Consider the following 25230-nt stretch of genomic DNA (forward strand, 5'->3'; position numbering starts at 1 on the left):
ACCAAGGCATTAGTAATTAATTTGGAGTGCATTAAGATACTTTTACGATAAGTCAATAAGGACTTCAAGAACGATGATTAGAATTATGTATTTGTTTTTGGCTTTTGCAACAACAGCGGCGATGTCACAAGAAGGAAGCCGAATACAACTGAACGGAAAAGTGACAGCTGATGTTTCTGTTCCGGAAGGGGTTTATGTCATAAATAAAAAAACAGAGAAGACTTCTATTACGGGTCAGGATGGTAACTTTTCTATTATGGCTGCCGTTGGTGATACGTTGTTGTTTTCAGCAGTGCAGTTCAAAGATACCAAAATACTTTTGACCCAAGTCCATTTTGATCAAGGGATTCTTTTTGAAAAAATGACACCTATTGCGAATCAATTGCGGGAAGTTATTGTTCGAAATGGGATCAATGCAGTATCAATGGGGATAATTCCTAGAGAGCAAAAAATTTACACCCCTGCAGAACGCAAATTATATACTGCCAGCAATCTTAATGCCAGTGCTAATGTGGGTAGCATGATGGGAGGGTCCGTGTCAGCAGATCCGTTATTGAACTGGATTTCAGGAAGAACAAAAATGCTAAAAAAAGAACTTGAAGTGGAGCAGAAAGAATCCTATTTGAGGCAATTAGAGAACCTGTTTGCCGTTGACTATTTTGTGAGTAAGTTAAAAATACCGGTTGAGTATGTCAAAGGATTTGAATATTACAGCCTTGAAAACGAACGATTTGTGGCTGTTCTGAAATCTAAAAATGTGACGATGACCACTTTCTTGATGGGGGAATTAGCTATAAAATATAAAGAAATAATTGCCAGTGAAAATTAAAAATACCTTACAGTTGTTATTCTTTCTCGTAGTTCAAGCCACTTTTGGACAGGTAGAAATGGTAAAGGAAATTCGAGGAAAAATCACTTCGGATTCTGTTGCTGTTGACCGCATTAATATTGTAAATATATCAACAGGAAAAGCAACCGTGTCACAGGGTAATGGCTTTTTTGTTATACCTGCAAAAGAAGGCGACGTTTTAGTCTTTACTGCCGTTAATCTGGAAACATTACGCCGAAAAATTAATAAACAAGATGTATTAGAAACGGTTTTTTTAGTGATAATGATCCCAAAAAGCATTATTCTAAATGAGGTTGTAGTCGGTGAATCTTCTATTTCAGCAGAGAGTTTAGGGATTATTCCCTACGGTCAAAAGAAATATACGCCTGCTGAGAGGAAATTATACACCGCAACTTCCGGTGGAGGAATTGATGGATTGCTCAATACTATTTCTGGACGAAAAGCCATGTTGAAAAAAGAAATTATAATTGAGAAGAAAGAACAGTTACTAGCGAGAATTGATGGGCTTTTTGAGGATAAGTACTATACGCAAACATTAAAAATACCCTCGGATTATATCAAAGGATTTCAATATTATTGTGTGGATAATATAGCTTTTGCAAATGCGTTGCGTGCTAAAAATAAAACATTGGTTATGTATTTAATTGTAAGCCTTGCTGCAAATTATAACGAAATAATAGCCCTTGAAAATCAATAGTGTTTTATCGGGGATGTTATTTTTACTAAACCAAATTTCTTTTGGACAAACGCACCATGAAAAGCTGCTAAACAAGATCAATGGGAGAACGAAACGGCTTAAGAAATTAGTTGTTTTGGAGAAAAAAGAAAACGATATCAAATTAATTTCTGAATTGTACAATCCAGAATATTTTACGGTTCAATTGGGGATTACAAGTGATTACGTTACTGGTTTTAAATATTTTATAGTAGAAAATGAAATTTTTTTGGAAGTTTTAGCCTCCAAAAATAAACAAAAGACTACTTTTTTTATGGTAGCTTTGGCCGAAGAATATAAAGCTATACTTGCCAAAGAAAATAGACAACAGTCTTTAAAAAAATAATACTAAAAAAAATTACAATGAAAACAAGAATAAAAATCATTTGTTTAATTTTCTTTTGCCAATTTTCTTTTGGTCAAAATGAAAGCAGGAAGTCTTTACATGGTCAGTTTATTAACGAATCTGCTTTAGTGGATCACGGGTATGTTTTTAATTTAAATTCAAAAACCAGAACTTTTATAAGTAATCAGGGCTTTTTTGATATTTTGGCGAAAGCGAAAGATACGTTGCTTGTTTCAAGTAGTTTATTCAAGTCTAAAAAGATAGTTGTTGCGGAAAAAGATTTTGAAAAATCGTTGTTTGTAATTAATTTAGAGACGCAAACTACGCTGCTCAATGAAGTTATTGTGAAACGAAAAACCGAAATTAAACCCATAGTAGGAGGTTCGCAGCGCATTGTAGATATGCAATTTGTAGATGACGAAAAATCATCTCCTATTAATAGAACAATGCCGTCAGACGGAACTATAGAAAACGGAATGGATTTTGTCAGAGTGTTCAAAATGGTTTCGAAATTATTTAAGAAAGATTCCGAAGATAAAGCAGGTTTAAATCCAAATGTAGATTTTTCGGATGTAGTCTCGAAAGGAATGGATGCTTATTTTTTTACCAATACATTGAGGTTGAAAAAGGATGAGATAGGTCTTTTTCTGGATTATTGTGAGGGTGATCCAAAAGCAAAAACCCTTTTGAAACAAGAAGATGAGTTTTTGCTGATTGATTTCTTAATTACCAAGAACGAAGAGTTTAAAAGAATTACTACTTTTGAAAAATGAAATCGCCATGATTCCAGAATACAAATAAGATTGAAGAATGGCGATACCATTTTCCGATAAAAAACAAATAGAATCTTCGAATGAAAAAAATAATTTTAATTTCCTTTTTTGGACTGCTATTTTTGACGTTAACTTCGTTCAGTATGCACAAGTTTTACGTGGCATTGTATCAGGTGAATTACGCTCCCGAAAAGAAAATGCTCCAAATCACCTCGCGTATTTTTGTAGATGATTTGAATAGTGCTATCGGAAAAAAGTACAGTAAAAAAATCAACTTGGGTTCTGAGAAAGAAACCGCTGCGGATTTGGTTTTATTGAAAAAGTATTTCACTGAAAAGTTTTCCATAAAAATTAATGGACATCCCACCACGATGTATCTTTTGAGTAAAGAAATGGAAGGCGATGTGCTTATTTGTTATTTGAGCATAAAAGATATTCCAAAAATAACGACTCTTGAAGTGTATAATACAGTCCTTATTGAAGGAAATAACGAGCAGCAAAACATCATGCATTTTAAGGTTTTTGGGATTAAAAACACGATGCTGTTTACAGATTCTGTATCAACTGGAGTTTTAAAGTATGAATAAATTTTGAAACGGCTATTTAAAATGCTAATTTCACACAATTAAAGAACCATAAATTTACTATGAAAAAAATATTTTTATTTTTATTTCTTCCTGCGTTGTTAGTTGCGCAAGAAAAATCGACTACGGTATCGCCAAAACAAACCGGAAAGTACGATACCAATAAGTTTAGTCAAATGTATGATTTGTTAGCTACGCCTAACCTATTTCGTACGGCTTCAGGAGCTCCGGGTCCTGCTTATTACCAGCAACAAGCTGATTATAAAATCAATATTGATTTAGACGACAAAAATTCTAAGCTAACAGGCTCTGAAACTATTACGTATTATAATAATTCACCTGATACCTTAGAATATTTGTGGGTACAACTAGACCAAAATCAATCCGCTAAAAATTCGCAAACCCCTTTAGCAGAAAGCCAAAGAATGGAACAGGTTTTTCCGGCGGGAAACTTCACAAATAAGTTTTTAAAACAAGAATTAGAGCGTGGTTTTAATATTGACTTTGTAAAAGACGCGAAAGGAAATCCGTTATCTTTTACGATCAACCAAACTATGATGCGTATTAATTTAGAGACACCGATGAAACCAGGAGAGAAATTCTCTTTTGCAATCAATTGGTGGTATAATATCAATAATTACAGAGCTGAAGGCGGCCGATCCGGGTATGAATTATTTGAAAAATCAGGAAATAAATTATATGTAATTGCGCAGTTTTATCCTAGAATGGCAGTATACAATGATGTTGAAGGATGGCAGAATATGCAATTTTGGGGAACGGGAGAGTTTACGTTGCCTTTTGGTGATTTTGATGTGAACATCACGGTACCTGCAGATCACATTATGGAAGCTACGGGTGATCTTATGAATAGGAGTGAAGTGTTTACGGCGGCGCAACTAAAAAGATATGAGTTAGCACAAAAAACGTACGACAAACCTGTAGTTGTTGTTACGCAAGCAGAGGCGGAAGCTAGCGAAAAAGGATTTTCAGATAAGAAAAAAACATGGAAATTTAGCGCTAAAAACGTGAGGGATTTTGGTATTGCTACTTCTAGAAAGTTTATATACGATGCAATGGCCGTTAAATTGAATGATAAAACGGTAATGGCAATTTCAGTTTATCCAAAAGAATCCAATCCACTTTGGGGAGAAACGGCAACAAGAACCGTAGCACACACGCTGAAAAGTTATTCAGCGCATACTTTTGACTATCCTTATCCTAAAGCAGTTTCAGTATCTGCTGAAGATCAAGGAATGGAGTATCCAATGATTTGTTGGAATTACGGGCGTCCAGATGAAAAAGGTGTTACTAGTGATCGCATAAAAAATGGAATGATAGGTGTAACAATTCATGAAGTAGGACACAATTTCTTTCCTATGATTGTAAATTCTGATGAACGTCAATGGTCCTGGATGGATGAAGGATTGAATACCTTTATGCAGTATATGGCAGAGCAAGAAATGGGAACTAATTTTCCTTCCAGTCGTGGTCCAGCAAGTAAGATCGTTCCTTATATGAGCGGGGATCAAAAATTCTTGGAGCCTATTATGTCTAATTCGGAGACAATAGTTCAATTTGGGGCAAACGCCTACGGAAAGCCAGCAACAGGCTTAAATATCCTTAGAGAAACTATCATGGGAAGAGAGTTGTTTGATCATGCTTTTAAAGTATATGCAAACCGATGGAAATTCAAGCACCCAACACCAGAAGATTTTTTTAGAACTATGGAAGACGCTTCTGCAGTAGATTTAGATTGGTTTTTCAGAGGTTGGTTCTACTCCACGGATTTTGTAGATATAGGTATCAAGGAAGTTAAACAATATTATGTTTCACTGACTCCCACGAAAGATTTAAAAGACGCCACAGTACGAAGAGGTCGTTTTGGACAAGAAAAAGGACCCTTCCTTTATTTAGTCCCAGAAACAAGTGAAGAATTGTCCGCTAAAGATAAAAAAGCATTAGCAATTGCAGATGTAAATTTACTTTCGGAGTATGTAAATCAAAATTTTACTGCAGATGAAAAAGCTAAACTTAAATCGCCAAAGTATTTCTATGAAGTAGATTTCAACAAGCCAGGCGGTATGTTAATGCCAATCATTGTTGAGCTAACCTATGAAGATGATACAAAAGAAACCTTCAAATATCCTGCGCAAATCTGGAGAAAAAACAATGATACGGCTAAGAAAGTGTATGCAACTGAAAAAGCAATCAAAAAAATTCAGATAGATCCAAAATTAGAAACAGCTGATATTGATGTAACCAATAACACGTGGCCAAAAGAAGAAGTGAAGTCTAAATTTGATTAAATAAACGGTACTGCTAAAAAAAGACTCTAAAAAGAGTCTTTTTTTATGAAAAAATTAAAACGCAAAGTTTCAAAATTAGGTATCTTTGTAGCAACTAAAACAAAAAATATGTTTGGCATAGGAGGAGGAGAATTAATATTTATTATGTTTATAGTGCTCATGCTTTTTGGGTCAGATAAAGTACCTGAAATGGCACGTACGATGGGTAAAGCAATGGCGCAATTGAAAAATGCAACTAACGATATAAAAAGCGAAATTCAAAAAGGAGCAGAGGCGAATGGGTTTGACACCAAATCTTTGAGCGATTTTCGAGGTAATATTACGACTGAAATCAATAAGGCAAAGGACAATTTGATGGGGGATACCTCGCAATTTAAAAACATTACAGAAGGCGTATCGACCGAAATTAATAAAACTACTGAGAGTTTACGGGAAGAAACAACTTCGCAGATCAACACAACAAAAGAAATTATTGAAGATGCCGCAGGTCCCATAAAACGTCAGGTATAATGATAGAAAAAATAGTATCCCTTGATGCCCAGTTATTTGTTTATTTGAATGGTTTAGGTTCGACCACTTATGATGGGTTTTGGCTGTTTATCACCAGTCAATTCAATTGGATTCCGCTTTTTTTGCTTTTGTTGTATTTCATTTATAAAAAATTAGGCCTACAGCAAACCTTATATGTATTGTTGTTTGCAGCTCTTTTAGTGACAATTACAGATCAGACAACGAACTTATTCAAGAACGGATTTCAACGATTGCGTCCCTGTAATAATCCGGAAATCAATTCCTTTATTCGTATTGTGCAAGTCCGCAATTCCTTTAGTTTTTTCTCGGGTCACTCCTCAAACACAATGGCTGTTTGCGTTTTTTTATACTTTGTTCTCAAAAAAACGACTAAATATATGGCCTTTCTGTTCTTATGGCCTTTAGTTTTTGCCTACAGTAGAATCTATTTAGGATTGCATTATCCATTGGATATTTTATCCGGCTATTTATGTGGCGTTATTTTTGGAACACTTATGTTTAAAGGATATACAATAGCACAGAAAAAATATTTCCCAGTTAATCCTATCAAGTAGCAGGAGTCGTTTCCTGCTCTAGACTGTATTTCCGATATAAAACTACGATTAAAGATCTTGTTTTTCTACATCGGGAGATGTCGTTCCTGCCGGGGCTAAGGCATTTGGTTTCAAAAAAAGATTGCTAACTAAAGCACTCTGCTCACTGTCAATCCATCACGAATAGGCAATAAAACAGTTTCTATACGGGGGTCATTTTTTAATAATTGATTGTAGGCTTGTAATACTTTTGTACTCACATCATTGGTTTGTAAGGGTTCCAGAACTTTTCCGCTCCACAAAACATTATCGGATAGGATAACGCCGCCTTTATTCATTTTAGGAACAATCATTTCAAAATAATTCAGATAATTTTCTTTATCAGCATCGATGAAGACCAAATCAAATTGCAGTTCTAAAGTTGGGATTATGGCTGTTGCTTCACCTAAATGTTGTACAATTTGCTTTCCCCAAGATGACTTGTCAAAATGTTTGCGCTGGAAATCAACTAATTCTTCTTTGATGTCAATCGTATGCAATTGACCATTTTCCCGCATGCCTTCGCACAAACATAAAGCGGAATACCCGGTATAAGTCCCAATTTCCAGAATGTTCATAGGTCGAATCAATTTTGATAGCATACTCAAAACCCGACCTTGAAAATGACCACTTAACATGCGTGGCAATAAAATTTTCTGGTAGGTTTCTTTATTTAGTGCCGCTAATAAAGCAGGCTCTTTTTCGGAATGTTGCTCGATATAATCTTCTAATTCTTGGGAAATGAAATGCATTAGTTGAGTTTTTTCAATTTGTGACAAAGTTATCAAATTATCAAATCAACAAATCAACAAATTGTCATTAACTTTGCACCATGCAAATCGAGAAAAAAGACATACGAGCGGTATCCAAAGAACAATTACGCGAATTTTTTATCACTAACGGAGACAAAGCCTTTCGCGGAAATCAGGTCTACGAATGGTTGTGGAGCAAGGGCGCGCATAGTTTTGAGGATATGACTAATGTGTCTAAAGAAACGCGTGCTATGCTTGAAACACACTTCGTGATCAACCATATCAAAGTAGATACAATGCAACGCAGTGAAGACGGAACGGTAAAAAATGCTGTACGTTTGCATGATGGGTTGGTGGTGGAATCAGTCTTGATTCCTACTAATACCAGGACTACAGCTTGTGTTTCCAGTCAGGTGGGGTGTAGTTTGGATTGTAATTTTTGCGCTACAGCGCGATTAAAAAGAATGCGAAATCTGGAGCCAGCGGAAATTTATGATCAGGTAATAGCCATTGATAAAGAAAGCCGTTTGTATTACAATCATCCGTTATCAAATATCGTTTTCATGGGAATGGGAGAACCTCTTATGAACTATAACAATGTCTTGAAAGCTATTGAAATGATTATTTCTCCAGAAGGGTTAGGAATGTCGCCTAAACGCATTATGGTTTCTACTTCAGGAGTGCCTAAAATGATTAAGAAATTAGCGGATGATGAGGTGAAGTTTAAGTTGGCGGTTTCGCTACATTCAGCAATCGATGAAATTCGTTCCAGAATCATGCCGTTTAGCGCAAACTTTCCATTGGCAGAGTTGCGGGAATCATTAGAGTATTGGTACCGAAAAACAAAAAGCAAAATTTCCTACGAATATGTTGTTTGGAAAGATATAAATGACAATAAAGCTTCGATAGAGGCCTTAGTAAAGTTTTGTAAATATGTTCCTTGCAAAGTGAATCTTATTGAATATAATCCCATTGATGATGGGGAGTTTCAACAAGCCTCTGATGAATCAATAGAGGCGTACATAAAAGCGCTTGAGGCTGCCGGAATTGTTGTAAAAGTGCGAAGAAGTCGCGGTAAAGATATAGATGCTGCCTGCGGACAATTAGCAAACAAGGAAGCGTAAAAGGATTCGGTTTTTATGGAAATATCAAAATAATGGCAGGTTAATAATGTACCTTTGAATTCTAATGAATGTGACCTCTAAAATTAAACAGCCCATTTTTGATGAAATGGAACTTTTTGAAAAAAAGTTCTACGAATCGATGACGTCTCAAGTGGCTTTGTTGAATAGAATCACGTATTATATTGTCAATAGAAAAGGAAAACAAATGCGTCCCATGTTTGTTTTTTTGACGGCCAAAATGGTTTCGGCAGGAGTTGTAAACGAGCGTACATATCGCGGCGCTTGTGTTATTGAACTTATTCATACCGCTACATTAGTTCATGATGATGTAGTAGATGACAGCAACCGCAGAAGAGGTTTTTTCTCGCTAAATGCGCTTTGGAAAAATAAAATTGCCGTACTTGTTGGTGATTATTTGTTGTCCAAAGGATTGTTGCTTTCTATAGACAATGGTGATTTCGATTTACTCCGAATTATTTCCGTAGCAGTACGTGAAATGAGTGAAGGGGAATTACTCCAAATTGAAAAAGCCCGAAGACTTGACATTACAGAAGATATCTATTATGAAATCATTCGGAAAAAGACAGCTACACTTATTGCTGCCTGTTGTGCTCTGGGAGCAAGATCAGTAATTGAAGAGGAAGTTCAGGTTGAAAACATGCGCAAGTTTGGAGAACTCATAGGCATGGCTTTTCAAATAAAAGATGATTTATTTGATTATACGGAGGAAGCTATTGGTAAACCAACCGGAATTGACATCAAAGAACAAAAGATGACATTGCCACTTATTCATGTTCTGAATACGTGTACTTCAAAAGAAAAAACGTGGTTGATCAACTCCATAAAAAACCATAATAAAGATAAAAAACGCGTCAAAGAAGTGATTGCTTTTGTGAAAAACAATAACGGATTGCTTTATGCGGAACAAAAAATGGTCGAATTTCAGCAAGAAGCCCTTTTGATTTTGGATAACTATCCCAATTCTGAATTTAAAGAGGCACTTATTTTAATGGTAAATTATGTCATTGAAAGAAAAAAATAATTTTTTTTAAAATAATCTTTTCTCGTTAACTATCCATTTTATTAATTTTTTTAAACCTAAAATTTTGGCAGTGTTTTTCTTTTTAAGAACTCTTGCTGCGTTTCAAACTTGCAAAGGGTTTAGTTTTTAAATGACAGTCTTACTTTGTCTTTTTTTTATAACTTAAGCAGTGGATTGGAGGACATAAGCACGGCATGAGCCGAATTTGATAGTACGGAGCGTAATTCAAATAAGAAGCTTAATCTGTGTCAAAGGAACTTTTTAAACAAAAAAAAACAGTAGCGAACATTTGTTTACTACTGTTTAAAAATTGTAATTTTTTAGTATTCTTCTTTTTGAAAACTAATTAAAGGATAATTAATTTTTGTCCCAAATCAATTTAGTGGTTAGTAAATCACCACCTATATTAGAGGATGCTTGTTGATAATTTTCGCCGTTTAACTGAGGGGAGTTCACGGGATAATTAAGGCGACTTGGCATTTCTGTCAAATTGTTTAAAGCTTTAAAGGTATAGGTTGTTGCGCCTTCAAAAGGATTATTCAAGGCATAAGTACCGCCTGGTTTCAAGATTGTATTAGGGAATCCAGTTCGTCTGTGTTCTGACCAGGCCTCTGTAGGCTGCATGTAAAGCGCTATGTATTTTTGAGTCAGTACATTTTCTTTTGATGGTGGGGCCAGGTTCGTTAAGTAGGTACTAATTTTAGCTGCTGTGACTCCCCAACGTTCCATGGAAGCTCTTACGCCATTGGTGTAATTTGTATTGTTCCAATTGTTATTTTCGGCCAATAAAAATTCAACTTCCGCATATTCCATAAAGTATTCAGTATAATTAGTTTTAAGAATATTAGAACTAAATCGCGATGTATTAGGTAACTGTGATGGTGCTGATGCGCTAGGAATTCCATATGGCATTCCGATATATTGGGCTAAATCATCAGTTTCTGTATACAAGTTGTTACCCACATCTTCTAAGGATGCAGTTATTGGAGCTGCATATTTTTGCAACCTTGGATCCGCACTATTGTTTCCTAAAGTTCCTTTTAATAAGTCTACAAAAGTATTAGAAATCGTAAAATCATCTCTGTTGTTTATAAAAAAAGCAATATAGAGTGGGCTAGGATTGATGGCATCATTTTGATAAGTCAAGCCAACATTATCTGAATTTGAAAGCATAACGCCCGAAGCGATTGCATCAGTAATGTGACCTTCGGCACCAGAAACAACTCCTTTTACTCTGTTTGCTATTCGTAAGCGCAGGGAGTTAGAGAATCTTTTTAGTTTTTGAGCATTTCCCTGAAAAAGTTGATCCCCTCGGGTAAAAACTACTTCAGTAGCTACAATCATTTCAGAGGCTTCTTGTAATTCTTTTAGAATATCAGCATATATTTTTTGCTGACTGGCATATTTGGGTTTCAGAATGCCTTTTTCTAATTGCAAAGCTTGAAAATCGGCATCACTATTTCCGTAAGAGTAATAAGGGACATCACCATAGGTGTCTACTAATTGAGAAAAAGTATACGCCAGCATTATTCTTGCCGCAGCTATTTGATTGTCATTATTTCCATAAGATGACATTTCAGCTCTTGTTGCAGGATCTACATTCAAATCTATGACTAACTTATAATTATTGGCAGCTAAATAATAGGAGTTGTATAAAGCAGTATTGGTTTCCTGTCTGAATTGGAAGCGATCCTCTTCTGTGTAATTTGTCTGTGCCGAATATTGAACCCATGGTAAAGTCATTCTAGCAGAAGAGAATGGGCCTCTGGTTCCGTCCATAATGGCTTTATTGGCAAAGTTGAATACTCCATAGCTAGGTACGGATACCGGTCTGTTTGGGTCATTGTTGATTTCTTCTAAATCAGCGGTGCAGCTTGTGGTTACAAGTATAGCAATAAATGCTAAGGCAGATATGATTCTTTTTTTCATGATTTTTTTATTAGAATTTAAATTCCAGGTTCATTCCGTAGGTTCTGGTAGAAGGCAATGAACCTCCTTCGATACCTTGTGTATTGCCACTTCCGTATGAAGCCATTTCTGGATCCATTCCTTTCCAGGCCAATCCCCAAGCAAATAAGTTTCTTCCATAAACAGATAGTTTAATACTGCTAAAAGGACTTTCTTTTTTGATTGGCAAGTTGTATCCAAAAGATACTTCTCTTAATTTGATGTAATCAGCATCAAAAACATTTTGAGCATCTACAGTGTTGTAATGTGCTTGTGCCCATGTTCTTGCAGGAATATTTTGTGTATTTTGTGTTCCGTCAGCCAAAACACCATCTACAACAATTCCATTTTCTCTTATTCCGTTTGCTGCAGAATTTTCAAGCATTCCAGAATAAGTTCCCCACATGTGAGTAGTAGAGAAATAACTACCACCTTTTTGAATGTCAATTAAAGCACTCAAGCTAAAGTTTTTATACCGGAAAGCATTTCTTATTCCCATGTTGTAATCCGGTATAATAGATCCGAGTGATTTTTGTTCAGAGGCTACGTAATTTCCATCTGCTCCCACTAGCTTGTTCCCATTGTTGTCATATACAAAGTCAGTTCCGTAGAGTTGACCGTATTTTTGACCTACAACAGCTAATAAACGTGCTCTAAAAGGCCCTTGTGCTAATTGTAAACTCGTTACATCTTCGAATAATTCGACTAATTTGTTGTCATTTTTAGCAAAGTTCCAAGTGATGTCCCAGTTGAAATCTTCAGTTCGTATCGGGTTAATGTTCAAGGTAGTTTCGATACCTCTGTTTTGTAATTTACCTGCGTTAATCAGTTTAGAGCTAAATCCTGTGCTCGTTTCTAATTGTATCGGTGTAATTAAATCAGTTGTAATTACGTCATAATAGGATACGTCTAAATTTACTCTTTTTTTGAATAAACTGAATTCCAGACCAATTTCTTTAGTAGTTTTCAATTCAGGTACAAGATCAGCGTTATTAGAGCTTAAAGCCGTACTATATCGTGGATCACCTTGAAAAGGAGAATAAACGTCAATATAATTTTGAAGACGGTAAGGTGATGTGCTGTTTCCGGCTTGTGCCCAACCTGCTCTTAGTTTACCAAAATCCAACCAATCAATATCAGTCAGTTCAGAAAAAATAAAACTACCCGTTACCGAGGCGTAGTTTACGGATTTGCTAGTGGTACTAAACCAGTCATTTCTATCCGTAACTTCAAGAAATAACATGTTGTCATATCCCACCGAAGCAAAACCATAAAGACTATTAGTGGTCATGAATTGTTGCTCATTAGTAGCTAGAGCTTGTTCAGAACTGTTGGATAAGTTATACAATCCTGGCAATACTAATCCTCCTACAGACTCTCCGCGAATGGAGTTGAAGGAATAATTTCTTCTGTTTGCACCTAAAAACGAATTAACACTAAATTTTCCTATTTTTTTGTCAAAATGGACTCTTCCTTCATAATTGAAATCACTTAAAGTTCTGGTTTGATCCGTATAACTCGATTGAGCCTGTGAGCCTATAGCGACTCTTTCACTTACTCTAAAAGTATAAGTGTCAGCATACACATTTCCTACTACATATAATTCATCAGTGATGTTATATGTCAATTTAGCGTTTCCAAAAAGACGGTTTCTTTTGTCTTCGGATGTATTTTCATTGATGGTCCAATAGGCGTTGTCAGAATAATTAGGTGTAGCATCGTCAAAACCTTTTCTGTTCCAAGTTCTTTGGTCGCCATTGGCCAGTTTGTAATCCTTTAATTCATTGTAGTCCAATTGTCTTTGTCCCCATTGAAAGAATTTTTGTCCTAAACTATTGTCTCCATATCCTTGTTCGGGTCTGTTAAAACCTTTGGTCAAAGTATAGGTAGCCATAGCTTCTACTTTTAATTTATCCGATATTTTAGTACTCGCATTAAAAGAGAAGGTGTTTTTGGACAGTCTGCTATTTGGAACGATTCCGTCTGTACTTTGGTTCGCATAGGCAACTCTGATATTAGAATCTTCGGTTGCTTTCATGAAAGAGATCGAGTTGTTGCGTGTTACACCAGTTCTAAAAAAAGAACGAACATCGTTAGCAGGTGCAACCCATGACCTTTCTTTTAGAAAATCATTAGAAAATTCAGGATCAAAAGCATTCCAGGGAAGGTATTTTAAATTGGGATCGTATTTAGGTCCCCAGCTTTCATCTGTTCCATAATCAGGAACGTTGTATGTGGTTCCGTTTATGTTAGCTGTTCCAAAAGTAGTTGAATTACCACCACCATAAGAGTTTTGAAGGTTTGGCATGATGTTGATCGATTCGAGAGTGATTCCACTGTTGAATTCGATTACACCTTTTCCTTTTTTAGCTGATTTTGTAGTGTACAAAATGGCACCGTTACCGGCTCTATTCCCGTAAAGTGCGGCAGCAGGACCTCCTTTTAATACCGTAACGGATTCGATATCGTCTGGATTAATATCCGCAGAAGCGTCTCCATAATCCCTACCTCCGGCTCCTCTTTCGGTATTGGAGTCGTTATAATTACCATTGTCTAAAGGAATACCATCTATCACAATCAAAGGTTTGTTTTCTCCGGTTACGGATCCAATACCTCTCATGATAATTCGTGAAGAGCCTCCCATTGTTGATGGTGCAACTACTTGAACCCCTGCCACATTTCCAGAAAGAGCTGATACTGCATTGTTTTGACCACCTTGAGACAGTAAATCACCGCCTACTTCCTGAGTTGCATATCCTAGTGATTTTTTTTCTCTTTTGATTCCAAGGGCTGTAACTACAACACCTTCTAATTGTACAGCATCATCTTTCAGTTTGATTGTCAAATTAGTTGATGAAGCTAAGACTTCTTTACCGATCATTCCAATGTAGGAAAAAACCAGCATTTGTTCTGGTGCTACCATGATTTGAAATTTACCGTCAAAATCAGTCTGAATTCCGTTTGTGGTTCCTTTAACCAGAATGTTAACTCCTGGAATTGGTAATCCGCTTTCGTCGGAAACCAACCCGGAAACCATTCTTTCCTGAGCAAATGTAACTTGCGAAATCAGTGCTATTGCCAGCACCAAAAAGCTATTAAACATTAATTTCATATTAAAATATTTTTGAATTAGATTTTCAAAATTCTTAATAAATTCTTAACATTCCTAATTAAAACCTATTAAATATTAACGATAATTCAATATATTGAACAAATACTATTAATTATTCAATTTTTTTATTCAAAATAAATTAAGTATAATTGTGTTTTTTATCATAAAAAAGCACCTATTGATCTCAATATTATGATAATTTTTTGCGGATGCTTAATCTAGATATTATATATGGAAATGGAAGGAGTAGTTAAATATTATTAGTTTTTTTGCTTCGAAAAAGAACGGTATTTGGCACAGTTATATTACTAGGATTGAAAAACTGATTTGTATGAAGATACCTAATGAATTAATAATTAGGGCTTTATTTTCATACTGCCTTGGAGATTGCAAGTAACGATACTTATTGCGCTTTTTTTTTAATAATATCGAAGTTTTAAGTACTAAAGATGTCTTTGTCTTGTTTTATTTATCCTAAAAAAATACAGTATTAAATCAAACAAAAATACGAAAGAGGTTAGGTAGTTTAAACAGATTTAGCGGACACTAATGGTCTTTTATTAGTTGAGAAACTGCAGGATGCTTGTTATGTGTATCAGCAATTAGAGTCTAATGGAAGGAATATTTTAATGGTAGTGCCTTCATTCTCTTTTGAAACAATACTGAAAACACCATTTATTTTTTTTATAATTGTTTTGCTTAGATAAAGGCCCATGCCTAATCCCTGTTGTTCTCTCTCTTCTCTTTTGAATTGTTGCGCAGCACCAATTTTATTTAATTCAGCAGAACTAAACCCTATGCCAAAATCTTTAATAACCAGTTCATAGTATTCCTCATTATATTTTTGGCCGGAAACAATAATTGTAGGATCCTTTTTAGAAAATTTCAATGCATTATCAATTAATTCAAATAGGATGAATTTTAAGTGTCTTTGACTAATTTTTATAGTAGCTTCATCTATTTTGAAATTAATTGTATTGTTTTTTTTATCATAAATCTCAAAAATTTTGCTTGTAGTATTTACAAATGTCGTCGCTATTTCAGTTTTTGACTGGTGATCAAACTCGATTGTATTGTTTTTAAGATTTTGATAGAGTATTAAGTTTTGCATTGTTCTGTTTAATCGTTCTCCAGAGACCCTTATTGAATCATAAAATGTAGTGATTTCATTTTTTTTATAGTTTTCTGTAGCATCCATGAGCAATTCTATTGAACCTAAAATCCCGGAAAGAGGGGTGTTTATTTCATGTGCAAAATGATTTTTTTTGCCGATATATAAATTATTATTGGCATTCTTTATTTTTTCAAATCGTTCTATTTTTACATCTATTGTTTTTATTAACTCTTTGATTTTAAATGGTTTTGATAAAAAATCATCAACGCCTTTTAACAGGCATTTTCTCATCAAATTATTTTCTTTTTTTGCTGTCAGAAAAATAAAAGGAATGGGGCTCAAAGATTGGTTTTCTGAGATTGTTTTATGGAATACATGTCCGTCCATTACGGGCATCATTATATCGCATATAATTAAGTCAGGAATCCAGTATTCTAGTAGATCTAAAGCGTTTTGGCCATTAGAGGCAACTTTTACCTCGTAATTTTCATACCTTAGAAGTTCAGCAATGGTCTCTCTAATATTTGGGTCATCATCAACTAAAAGGATATTATTTTTTTTCATAAGGGAAAATTAATTTTATTCGAGTTCCAATGTTTTCTTGAGTTTTTAGTTCTATTTTACCGTTTAAAAAATCTGTAAATTGTTTTACAACTGCTAATCCTAATCCGGAACCAGTTATTGCCGTTGTATTTGAAGCTCTAAAAAAGGATGTAAATACATATTGAATATCATTTTCGGGAATTCCAATTCCAAAATCAATCACCTCTATTTCTAGTTCTTTTTCTAAATAGGTTATAAGGAGTAAAGGGTCTGGTTTTCCTTTGGAATATTTAAAGGCATTATTAATTAGATTCGTTAGAATGTGAGTCATTAAGATTTCATCTGTAATAAAAAAATGTTTTTCACCTTTTATTTTTACTTGAATTTTGCGTTTGTGATGTTGATTATTAAAATAAAGATTTAATAAGGAGTTAATGAATGTATTAAAATCTAGAACTTTTATTGTTTTTTGAATTTTTTCCGATTCGTATTTTCCAAAAATTAATATGTTGTTCATTAACTCGATCATTCGATCTACTTCATTTTTTATTCGTAACGTTATTTTTTCTAAGGATTGGTGTGTGTTTTTGTCAAAATGATCTAATTTAAGCTCAATGAGTTCCGCATTGGAATAAATAACCGTCAAAGGGGTTCTAAATTGATGAGACGCCATTGTAATAAACCTAGATTTCATTTCGTTAAGTTCTTTCTCTTTTTCAAATGCTATCTTGATTTCTTCGGTGGCTTTAATTCTATCGCTGACATCTCTGCTGGAAGTTTGTATACCAATGATTATGTTTTCATGATTTAATATTGTTTTTAAAGTGGTTTCCAGCCATATATAGGCATTGTCTTTTTTTCTAAAACGATACGTTACCGTTTTGTTTTTACTGCAATTAAGAAACGCTTTATAATAATTCAACATGTCTGTATGATCGTCAGGATGGATGTAATCAAATATTTTTTTGTTTATTAATTCATCAGGTGTATATCCTATTATTTCTTTTGAAGAATTTGAAATATAGTAATAACTTCCGTCCATTTTTTGTTGACAAATTATATCGGTTGTGTTTTCTGCAATGAATCTAAATTTAGCTTCGGACAACTCTAATTGGTTTTCTTTTTCTTTAATCTCACTAATATCAGTATGTGTTCCAATGACTTTTGTCGGCTTTCCTTTTTTATTTTTTTTAAGTATTCCGGAATATTTTATCCATATTATATGTCCATCTTTATGAATCATTCTTGAAGTTCCTTCATACCGATTTAATTTTTGCGTAACAAAATATTCTAAATCGATTGCAATTTGAATCATGTCCTCTGAGTGAATGCTTTTTTGCCATAATTCTTTATCTTGTATGATTTCTTCTTCAGTATATCCTAACATTCCTTCCCAATTATGAGAGTAGGTTGTTTTCTTAGTTTTAATATTCCATTCCCACATTGCTTGATTTGAACCGGCCATGTAAAAATCAAATCTTTCCAAAGTTTTTTTTAATTTTATATTAATTTTATCTTTGTAAAGCCTGTCTCCAATATTTTTAGCAACTGTGTGTAAGGTTTTAATTTGTTCCTCTTGCCATTTTCTTTCCTCTTTGCATATGGTGTAGCTGATCCAGCCCCAGAATGTAGTTTCCGAAAATATAGGGGTAAATAGATAGGATTTTATTCCTTTTGTTTCCATATATTTTTTAGAAATCACATTTTTATTGTCTCTGACAAGACCATGCAAAGACTTGTTTTTTGATAATATTTCATAAAGTTCTGAAAAATTATCGTAATTATGGTCGTTTTGATTAGGATTGTTAATTTCATTATCTGGTCTTTTATTGACAGAATGAAAGGTTATTATGCCGTTTTTTGTTTTGTTCTTATAAATAGTATAGCTGTCGATTTGTTGTTCTTTGGCAATGTCGCTTAAGTATAAGTCTAAGGCGTCATTTATGGAGTGTTTTTTTAATACAGTATTAGTGACTTTAGAAATGTTTATTAAGAGATTTTTCATCAATCTAAGACGGTTTTATTTATTTGATTTTTTCAATATAATAAATCAATTTTATTAAGACTAATTTATTTCTAATAAAGCATACGCCTTTCTGTTGTATGCGCAAAATTATTTTATCAGATAAAAAAATAATTGTAATTCAATCGGTCTCTTTTGTTAGATTTTTTAGGTGTAATTGCTTCATTTGCGAGGTGTAGTTCTTTAATCATAAATAAAGATATTTTAATTTTAATTTATATGAATACTAGTCCTAATGATTTAAAAAATAATAACAATAATTTAAAATAAAAATAGTTAATTTAGGTGCATGATAAATCAAAAAAGCGGAATAGTATTGATTGAAGATGATGTAGCGCTTGGCAACTCAATCTCGGAGTTATTGAGCCTGAGTGGTTTTAATGTGAACTGGTTCAAAGACGGTATTGATGCACTGTTATACTTAAACAAACACATACCCGATATTATTATTAGTGACTTGATGATGCCTAATATGAATGGAGAAGATTTGTATTTTAATATAAAAAAAAATGGCAAACTAAACGCAGTTCCATTTGTAATAATCACTGCTAATATAGACGATAGCGTTCAGTATAAGCTACTTGAAAACGGAGTCAATGATTTTATAGTAAAGCCATTTAAGGTTAGAGAGTTAATTTTTAAAGTCAATAATTTACTTGAATTCAAAAATAATATAGAAAAAAAATTCAAACCAGATCCGTTTTCAAAAGTTACTATAAAATTATCTGAAAAAGATTTTCTTACGAGTGTAAATGAACATTTGTTGAATAATTTGAAATTGAATGTTGATATAGATGAATTGTCCAAACAGCTTTTTATTAGTAAATCAACTTTAGATAAAAGAATCAGAAAACTGACAAATAAGAACATCAGCCAATATATGAGAGAGTTTCGATTGGATTACGCCATTAAGCTGATCCATCTTGGAGAAAGAAACATACAGTTCTTGGTTCATGAAACAGGATTTAATTCATTTTCATATTTTACCACTAGTTTTAAGTTATATAGTAATCTGACGCCCAGAGATTATATAAAATCCATCCATAATGACAGTAAATTGCTGGAGAATAACTAAGAAAATAAGGAATAATTAATTGTTGTGTTTTTTTAATTTATTAATAAAGGTCTGGACTTTTTACAAGTAAAAAAAATGAATTTACCGAAGTCATAACTCTTCTTTAGAAGAGGTTGTTACAATAAAAATTCTAAGATCGTTGTCTTGTCGCTTCACATAAGAAAGTACCACAGGCTACCGAAATGTTTAATGATCTAATGGTTCCAAACCATTGGAAGTTTTGCTTTTTTATCAACAATTTCAAGAAACGAAGGATTTACACCACGATCTTCAGATCCTATAATAATCGCTACGGGTTCATTAAGTAAAATGTCATATATATTGATCTGTTTTCTCAATGGCCGCAACGTTCTTTATACCAGTAGCCTGCAACAAAAAAATAGTGTCTTTGATGCGTCCTACTGTACAAATAAGAATATTAAAAACGGCGCCTGCAGATGTTTTACCTTATCATCGTTTATTGGTGCTGAACCTGCTTTTTGAACGATGATTCCATTTACTCCTGTACATTCGGCCGTTCTTTTGATAGCACCAAAATTATGGGCATCCGATATTTACCAAAATTAATAACAAAGGTTTCTTTCCATTCTCTATTACGGATTCAATCAAAGATTCTAATTCAAAAAAGGAAATTGTCGGGATAGTTGCCACCGCACCTTGATGATTGTTAGGAGTCAATCTGTTTAGTTTTTCAACTTGAACACACGAAAAGTTGATGTTTCTGCGCTTCATCACTTTCATTAAGTTTTACATTAGTTTGCTTCTTGCTTCCTTTTGAATATAAACGTTGTCTACTGTTGCACCCGCTTATATAGCTTCAATTATCGCTCTAATCTCAAATATTTTATGTTCTTTTTCTATCATGCAAAAGATATAAAAAAAAACCACCCCAAAAAATGGGGTGGTTTTAATAATTGAATTAAGTGATAACTAGAATTTATCCCAGAAAAGTTTTGTTGTTTGTTTATCACCTCCAATTGCGGCAGATGCAGCAGTATAGTTGGCGTTATTTAAATTTTGTTCATTAATAGGGTAGGTGTATCTCGTTGGAACTGGATCTTCAGATACTGCTGGTAAGTTAAAGCCAGGGAAATCATAACTTCTCCAAGCAGTCCATGCTTCGTAACCTCTGTTATACATAGCTAACCAAAGTTGGGTGCCAATTTTTACTCTCCAAGTTCCTTGTGCTGTGGCATAATTTACTTTAGTACTTAATAAATAATTAGCTGCATTTGGAGCTCCCCAATAGTCAAATGATGCAGTAATACCTTTATTGTAAAAATCAGCAGCTGTAGCAGGTGTTCCTGATATAGAGCGCTCCGCTGCGTCCGCTAAGTAAAAGCAAACTTCTGAATAATCTATTAACGATGCTGGATTAGTTGGGTCTATTACTCTTGCGCTTACATGAGTGTAAGATGAAAAAGCATTATTATCACCATAAGGTCCGCCTTCGTAAACACCTGCCCCTTTATTTTGATCGAAGTAAAAAGGTCTTCTAGGGTCATTAAGATCATTCATTTTATCCACTAATGTATTAGCAATAACAAAATCCGATCTTCCTGATTGTACTAAATCAACCCAAACTGGATTAGTATTGGGAGTAGCACTGGAATAAGCTAAAGCAGCATTATCGGCGTTTGATGTGAATACTCCACCACTAACAGCCGATTTAATTGCAGCAGTTGATTGAGCAGTCATTGCCGAAACATCCGCAACTCTTACTCCCATTCTTAATAACAATGAATTACCGAATTTTTTCCATTTAGCTGTATTTCCTCCGTAAATATTATCTGCTGCTCCAAAACCGGTGTTAGATAAGTTTGGAATTGTAGCAGTTAAACGAGTAAGCAAATCGCTGTAAATTGTCGCTGCGTCATCATATTTGGGTAATACGTATTTACCTGCATTCAACGCTTGAGTATATGGAATGTTTCCAAAAGTTTCAACCATTTGCGCCCAAGTATAAATTGCCAAAATCTCAATTTGAGCATTTCTTGTTTTTCTGGTAGCCTCTGATATTGCAGTATCTGCATCATTATTTGTTTTTGCAGTTGCTAAATCCAATAAAACATCTCGGTACATTTCAGACCAGTGGTTTTGTGGGATATTACGAGTATTGAAATCATAATTGGCTTCATCTACATACGTTGTTTCAGTCCAATGTTGACCTAACATCCTAAAGATATTTGTATTTACATTGGTGCTGGTCATCTGATCGAACAAACTCTTGGTCGCAGCATTGAATAAAAAATCTGAACTAACCTGAGTAGGGTTCTTTGGATCTCTATTTTTATCTTCATATTGGTCGTCAGATTGACATGATACCATTAAAGTAATAATAGTTAATGTTGTTAATATTATTTTTTTCATAATTTAATTTTTTAAAACTGTAGTTTAAGACTTGCTCCGACTTCTCTTATTGATGGATAAGCTCCCGATTGGTATCCTTGAACATTTCCAGAACTTAGACCAGCTTCAGGATCTGAATATGGAGTATTTTTATCAATAATCCATAGATTTCTTCCAATTAACGATACAACAATATTAGTGAAAGGAGAATTTTTTAATGTTTTAGTACTAAAGTTATAACTTAAACTTGCCTCACGTAACTTCACGTAACCCGCATCATAAACATGAAGTTTATTAGGGGCTCTAGCGTAGCCCCAAGCTGTTGTATATACACTTCCATTAGCTCTAACTGCATTTGGTGTTCCATCAGGAGCCGCACCTGGTAAAATAAATCCACCACTATTAGCTCCATAGTTTCCTGGTGTTCCAACAATTGGATCTCTAACAGGGTTGCCTAATTCATTATTGGCAGCTGAGAAATCATACATTCCTGTCGCATAACCATACCATGTGTCAAGGGAGAAAACATCTCCACCTTTTTGCATGTCAATTAAGAAGCTTAAATTGAAATTTTTGTATGTGAAACTGTTGTTAAGGCCTGCTTTCCAATCAGCATTGATATCTCCAATAACTATGTTATTTGCACCTGTTCTTTGATACGTACCAATTCTAGATCCGCTTCCTGTCTGGTTAACGATTGGTTGGCCATTATCAGCATAAATAAAATCACTACCTCTGATGGTTCCGTAAGGTTGTCCAGGGGTAGCATTAATAGAAACGCCACCTTGTAATGAAGCTAATTGTAAATTTTCAATACCGTTCAATAATTCAACAACTAAACTCTTATTTTGAGACCAGTTCAAATTTAAATCCCATCTGAAATCATTTGTTTTTAGTGGTGTTCCATTAATCTGGACCTCAAGTCCTTTGTTTTCGATTGTTCCAGCATTTAAAACTGCTGAATTATATCCTGTAGCCGTTGATAATGGAATACTTGTAATTTGATTGATATTTAAGTCATTGTAATAAGACACATCAAATCCAAGACGTCTTTTAAAGAAAGTCATTTCTAAACCAAATTCATAACTTTTTTGTCTCTCTGGTAAAAGGTCCAAATTATTTTGAGCACCAGGATTTGAAGCAATACCAGTTCCGTTAAATGGAGTTCCAATATCGAATGTGTTGAACACACTGTATGGTGTCGTGTCGTTACCTACTTCAGCGTAATTAGCTCTTAATTTACCAAAGGATAACCAGTCTACATTAATATATTTAGAGAAAACTAAACTTCCAGAAACGGAGTAATAGCCGTATCTGTTATCTTGTTTTGGTAAATTTGATGAACGGTCACTTCTGTAACTTCCTTCTAAGTAAGCAAAATTATCATAACCTAAACTAGCTCTTATGTAAGCACCGTCAACCATACTACTTGCTTCATATTCTTGCGGTGCAAGAATTGGACTAACACTGTTTGAAAGTGAATAAAGACGCGATTTGTTTAAACCTCCGTTAGTAGTTGCAAAAATACTGTTTCTAATGTTGTTTCTAACATTATAACCTATGTTGCCTTCTAAATTTAATTTTTCAGTTAAATCTTTATTGAAGTTTAACATTAAATCGTAGTTGTATTCTGATACATTATTATTGTTTCTTGAATATTTAGATACGTCTGCACTTCCAACATTTGTTCTTTCCTCTTGTAATTCACTGTAGGTGTCAAAAGAGAATCTACCCATTATGCTCAACCAATTAGTTAATTTATCATCTAATGCTATATTACCAAAGTATCTTGATCTTGTATCTGTTTGATAATTTTCATAGAATGTCCAATATGGATTATCTGAATAAATGGGTTTTAAATTAGTAGAAGAGTTTGGATTCCAAGTGATGTTCTCTCTTGTAAGTAAATAAGCAGCTTTTTGTTCGTCGAAATCAACGTTCATTTGATTCCATTGTCTAAACTGTTGCATTACGTTTGTAGAAGAATAACCTGTACCATTTCTCCCTTTTCCATCAGTTTTGATAAAATTAAAACTTGCAGAAGCTTTTAATTTTTCAGTTAAATTATGAGTTCCTGAGAAAGAGATTGTATTTCTTTTAATACCACTGTTTGGTAAGTTGCCTTCTTGTAATAAGTTGGTAAAACCTAATCTAAAAGAACTTTTATCATCCCCGCCATCTAATGAAACAGAGTTTACAGCAGTACTTCCAGTACCCCATACAGAATTTGGAGTTGCTTTACCAGCAACCCAAGGAGTCGCTTTTCCGAAAGTTTCAGTTAATTGAGGATAAATAGAATTCCATTGGTAAATTAATAACGATGGGTTAAATGCTGCTCCATAAGAAGCATCTTCAGTAAAAGGAGTTGTTAAATCATCAACACCGTCTCCGTTAACGTCAGCCAATCCAAAATATCCATCAGCGGAGTCATAATAAGGACCATATCCAGCTCCGTATTTATTTTGATATCTAGGCAAAGTTTCTTTGTCTGCTCTCCCTAAAGTTAAACTCGAACTAATAGTGATTCCAATACCGTTTTGACTCTTCCCTTTTTTAGTAGTGATCATTACAACACCATTAGAGGCACGAGAACCATAAAGTGCAGTTGCAGCAGCTCCTTTTAAAACATTAATAGATTCAATATCATCAGGGTTGATATCGGATGCAGCATTACCGTAGTCATATCCACCTCTACCAGCTTGTTGATCCCTTGTGTTTGAGTTGCTGTTATCTATTGGAACACCATCAACTACAAATAATGCTTGATTATTTCCTTGTATTGAGTTATTTCCTCTGATAACTACTTGTGTGGACCCACCTAAGTTTCCTGAAGTTTTAATTTCTAAACCTGCAACTTTACCAGATAGCGAGTTTACAAAGTTTGAACTTTTTACTAGGGCTACAGCGTCACCTTTAACTTCCTGAGTAGCATAACCTAGAGATTTTTTCTCTCTTTTAATCCCCAAAGCTGTTACAACAACACCTTCAAGCTCCATGGCTTCACTAGCTAATTTAACCTTTAGGTTTGTAGAACTAGCTGACATTTGTATGGTTTTCATACCCACGTAGCTAAAAATCAGCATATCAGTTGACTTTGCTTTGATAGAAAATTTCCCATCAAAATCAGTTTGTGTTCCATTTTGTGTTTCTTTCACTAATACACTCACGCCTGGTATTGGCAATCCTGCATTATCAGAAACAACACCTGAAACAGATCTTTCTTGCGCAAAAGTAAGCTGCGCCATAAGTACTACAAGTAGTACAAAGAATCCATTGAACTTTAGTTTCATTTTATAAATATTTTGAATTAGTTTAGCAAATCTCTTAATAATTTGTTAATATTCCTAATTATTTATCGTTAAAATTTAACAATAATTTAATATTTTCAATAAATACTATTAATTAGTCAATATTTTTGTTTTTTTTAAACAAAAATCAGGAGATATCTCATGAAAACATAATATTGTTTAAA

At 34.1% G+C, this 25230-nt stretch carries 18 protein-coding genes and 1 pseudogene; 11 read left to right on the forward strand and 8 right to left on the reverse strand.

Annotated features, from left to right (window positions below):
* The first annotated feature begins 73 nt into the window (after positions 1 to 73).
* From EKL96_RS04750 to EKL96_RS04785, 8 genes are all read left to right on the forward strand, one after another.
* Complete coding sequence (locus tag EKL96_RS04750; RefSeq protein ID WP_126458858.1) at positions 74 to 829, forward strand: hypothetical protein; 756 nt, start codon at positions 74 to 76, stop codon at positions 827 to 829.
* The gene (locus EKL96_RS04755) at positions 819 to 1547 is read left to right on the forward strand and encodes a carboxypeptidase-like regulatory domain-containing protein (RefSeq protein WP_233579260.1); all 729 of its coding nucleotides are present in this window, start codon (positions 819 to 821) and stop codon (positions 1545 to 1547) included. The genes EKL96_RS04750 and EKL96_RS04755 overlap by 11 nt, the downstream gene beginning before the upstream one ends.
* 115 nt (positions 1548 to 1662) lie before the next feature.
* Positions 1663 to 1911 (forward strand): hypothetical protein, encoded by a 249-nt coding sequence (locus tag EKL96_RS04760; RefSeq protein WP_126458864.1) that lies wholly within the window; start codon positions 1663 to 1665, stop codon positions 1909 to 1911.
* A gap of 17 nt (positions 1912 to 1928) precedes the next feature.
* Positions 1929 to 2684 (forward strand): hypothetical protein, encoded by a 756-nt coding sequence (locus tag EKL96_RS04765; protein WP_233579261.1) that lies wholly within the window; start codon positions 1929 to 1931, stop codon positions 2682 to 2684.
* Positions 2685 to 2764: 80 nt separating this feature from the next.
* Positions 2765 to 3271 (forward strand): DUF6702 family protein, encoded by a 507-nt coding sequence (locus tag EKL96_RS04770; protein ID WP_126458867.1) that lies wholly within the window; start codon positions 2765 to 2767, stop codon positions 3269 to 3271.
* Positions 3272 to 3330: 59 nt separating this feature from the next.
* Complete coding sequence (locus EKL96_RS04775; protein WP_126458869.1) at positions 3331 to 5574, forward strand: M1 family metallopeptidase; 2244 nt, start codon at positions 3331 to 3333, stop codon at positions 5572 to 5574.
* Positions 5575 to 5682: 108 nt separating this feature from the next.
* The gene (locus tag EKL96_RS04780) at positions 5683 to 6084 is read left to right on the forward strand and encodes a twin-arginine translocase TatA/TatE family subunit (protein WP_126451902.1); all 402 of its coding nucleotides are present in this window, start codon (positions 5683 to 5685) and stop codon (positions 6082 to 6084) included.
* Positions 6084 to 6659 carry a phosphatase PAP2 family protein gene (locus tag EKL96_RS04785; protein WP_126458872.1) on the forward strand — a complete coding sequence of 192 codons (576 nt, stop codon included), beginning with the start codon at positions 6084 to 6086 and terminating at the stop codon, positions 6657 to 6659. Before EKL96_RS04780 ends, EKL96_RS04785 begins: the two co-directional genes overlap by 1 nt.
* Before the next feature lie 128 nt (positions 6660 to 6787).
* On the opposite strand, the gene EKL96_RS04790 is transcribed toward EKL96_RS04785, so the two are convergent.
* Positions 6788 to 7429 carry an O-methyltransferase gene (locus EKL96_RS04790; RefSeq protein ID WP_126458875.1) on the reverse strand — a complete coding sequence of 214 codons (642 nt, stop codon included), beginning with the start codon at positions 7427 to 7429 and terminating at the stop codon, positions 6788 to 6790.
* An 80-nt stretch (positions 7430 to 7509) separates the two neighbouring features.
* Here EKL96_RS04790 and rlmN point away from each other — a divergent pair, with 80 nt between their 5' ends.
* Positions 7510 to 8553 (forward strand): 23S rRNA (adenine(2503)-C(2))-methyltransferase RlmN, encoded by a 1044-nt coding sequence (gene rlmN, locus EKL96_RS04795; RefSeq protein WP_126458878.1) that lies wholly within the window; start codon positions 7510 to 7512, stop codon positions 8551 to 8553.
* A 64-nt stretch (positions 8554 to 8617) separates the two neighbouring features.
* Complete coding sequence (locus EKL96_RS04800; protein WP_126458881.1) at positions 8618 to 9595, forward strand: polyprenyl synthetase family protein; 978 nt, start codon at positions 8618 to 8620, stop codon at positions 9593 to 9595.
* Between the two features lie 357 nt (positions 9596 to 9952).
* On the opposite strand, the gene EKL96_RS04805 is transcribed toward EKL96_RS04800, so the two are convergent.
* The 4 genes from EKL96_RS04805 to EKL96_RS04820 form a co-directional block, all read right to left on the reverse strand.
* Complete coding sequence (locus tag EKL96_RS04805) at positions 9953 to 11524, reverse strand: SusD/RagB family nutrient-binding outer membrane lipoprotein (protein ID WP_126458884.1); 1572 nt, start codon at positions 11522 to 11524, stop codon at positions 9953 to 9955.
* A 10-nt stretch (positions 11525 to 11534) separates the two neighbouring features.
* Positions 11535 to 14654, reverse strand: coding sequence for a SusC/RagA family TonB-linked outer membrane protein (locus EKL96_RS04810; RefSeq protein ID WP_126458887.1), 3120 nt, complete (start codon positions 14652 to 14654; stop codon positions 11535 to 11537).
* Positions 14655 to 15249: 595 nt separating this feature from the next.
* Entirely contained in the window at positions 15250 to 16332 is a 1083-nt protein-coding gene (locus tag EKL96_RS04815; protein ID WP_126458890.1) for a response regulator, read from the reverse strand.
* Positions 16319 to 18316 (reverse strand): PAS domain-containing sensor histidine kinase, encoded by a 1998-nt coding sequence (locus EKL96_RS04820; protein ID WP_126458893.1) that lies wholly within the window; start codon positions 18314 to 18316, stop codon positions 16319 to 16321. The genes EKL96_RS04815 and EKL96_RS04820 overlap by 14 nt, the downstream gene beginning before the upstream one ends.
* Positions 18317 to 18623: 307 nt before the next feature.
* On the opposite strand from EKL96_RS04820, the gene EKL96_RS04825 reads away from it, so the two are divergent.
* Positions 18624 to 19409, forward strand: a complete 786-nt coding sequence (locus EKL96_RS04825; RefSeq protein ID WP_126458896.1) for a response regulator — start codon at positions 18624 to 18626, stop codon at positions 19407 to 19409.
* A 130-nt stretch (positions 19410 to 19539) separates the two neighbouring features.
* On the opposite strand, the pseudogene rlmB reads toward EKL96_RS04825, so the two are convergent.
* From rlmB to EKL96_RS04840, 3 genes and pseudogenes are all read right to left on the reverse strand, one after another.
* Positions 19540 to 20270: pseudogene (gene rlmB, locus EKL96_RS04830) on the reverse strand (23S rRNA (guanosine(2251)-2'-O)-methyltransferase RlmB).
* A 69-nt stretch (positions 20271 to 20339) separates the two neighbouring features.
* Positions 20340 to 21779, reverse strand: coding sequence for a SusD/RagB family nutrient-binding outer membrane lipoprotein (locus tag EKL96_RS04835; protein ID WP_126458899.1), 1440 nt, complete (start codon positions 21777 to 21779; stop codon positions 20340 to 20342).
* An 11-nt stretch (positions 21780 to 21790) separates the two neighbouring features.
* Positions 21791 to 25048, reverse strand: coding sequence for a SusC/RagA family TonB-linked outer membrane protein (locus EKL96_RS04840; RefSeq protein ID WP_126458903.1), 3258 nt, complete (start codon positions 25046 to 25048; stop codon positions 21791 to 21793).
* Between the last annotated feature and the right edge of the window lie 182 nt (positions 25049 to 25230).

Origin of the sequence: Flavobacterium sp. LS1R10 (assembly GCF_003968825.1) — a bacterium.
GTDB lineage: Bacteria > Bacteroidota > Bacteroidia > Flavobacteriales > Flavobacteriaceae > Flavobacterium.

What these genes read in the sequence shown, in the direction of transcription:
- EKL96_RS04750 (WP_126458858.1), top strand. Translation starts at nt 74, where the DNA reads ATGATTAGAATTATGTATTTGTTTTTGGCTTTTGCAACAACAGCGGCG.
- EKL96_RS04765 (WP_233579261.1), top strand. Translation starts at nt 1,929, where the DNA reads ATGAAAACAAGAATAAAAATCATTTGTTTAATTTTCTTTTGCCAATTT.
- EKL96_RS04770 (WP_126458867.1), top strand. Translation starts at nt 2,765, where the DNA reads ATGAAAAAAATAATTTTAATTTCCTTTTTTGGACTGCTATTTTTGACG.
- EKL96_RS04775 (WP_126458869.1), top strand. Translation starts at nt 3,331, where the DNA reads ATGAAAAAAATATTTTTATTTTTATTTCTTCCTGCGTTGTTAGTTGCG.
- EKL96_RS04780 (WP_126451902.1), top strand. Translation starts at nt 5,683, where the DNA reads ATGTTTGGCATAGGAGGAGGAGAATTAATATTTATTATGTTTATAGTG.
- EKL96_RS04785 (WP_126458872.1), top strand. Translation starts at nt 6,084, where the DNA reads ATGATAGAAAAAATAGTATCCCTTGATGCCCAGTTATTTGTTTATTTG.
- EKL96_RS04790 (WP_126458875.1), bottom strand. Translation starts at nt 7,429, where the DNA reads ATGCATTTCATTTCCCAAGAATTAGAAGATTATATCGAGCAACATTCC.
- rlmN (WP_126458878.1), top strand. Translation starts at nt 7,510, where the DNA reads ATGCAAATCGAGAAAAAAGACATACGAGCGGTATCCAAAGAACAATTA.
- EKL96_RS04800 (WP_126458881.1), top strand. Translation starts at nt 8,618, where the DNA reads ATGAATGTGACCTCTAAAATTAAACAGCCCATTTTTGATGAAATGGAA.
- EKL96_RS04805 (WP_126458884.1), bottom strand. Translation starts at nt 11,524, where the DNA reads ATGAAAAAAAGAATCATATCTGCCTTAGCATTTATTGCTATACTTGTA.
- EKL96_RS04810 (WP_126458887.1), bottom strand. Translation starts at nt 14,654, where the DNA reads ATGAAATTAATGTTTAATAGCTTTTTGGTGCTGGCAATAGCACTGATT.
- EKL96_RS04815 (WP_126458890.1), bottom strand. Translation starts at nt 16,332, where the DNA reads ATGAAAAAAAATAATATCCTTTTAGTTGATGATGACCCAAATATTAGA.
- EKL96_RS04820 (WP_126458893.1), bottom strand. Translation starts at nt 18,316, where the DNA reads ATGAAAAATCTCTTAATAAACATTTCTAAAGTCACTAATACTGTATTA.
- EKL96_RS04825 (WP_126458896.1), top strand. Translation starts at nt 18,624, where the DNA reads ATGATAAATCAAAAAAGCGGAATAGTATTGATTGAAGATGATGTAGCG.
- EKL96_RS04835 (WP_126458899.1), bottom strand. Translation starts at nt 21,779, where the DNA reads ATGAAAAAAATAATATTAACAACATTAACTATTATTACTTTAATGGTA.
- EKL96_RS04840 (WP_126458903.1), bottom strand. Translation starts at nt 25,048, where the DNA reads ATGAAACTAAAGTTCAATGGATTCTTTGTACTACTTGTAGTACTTATG.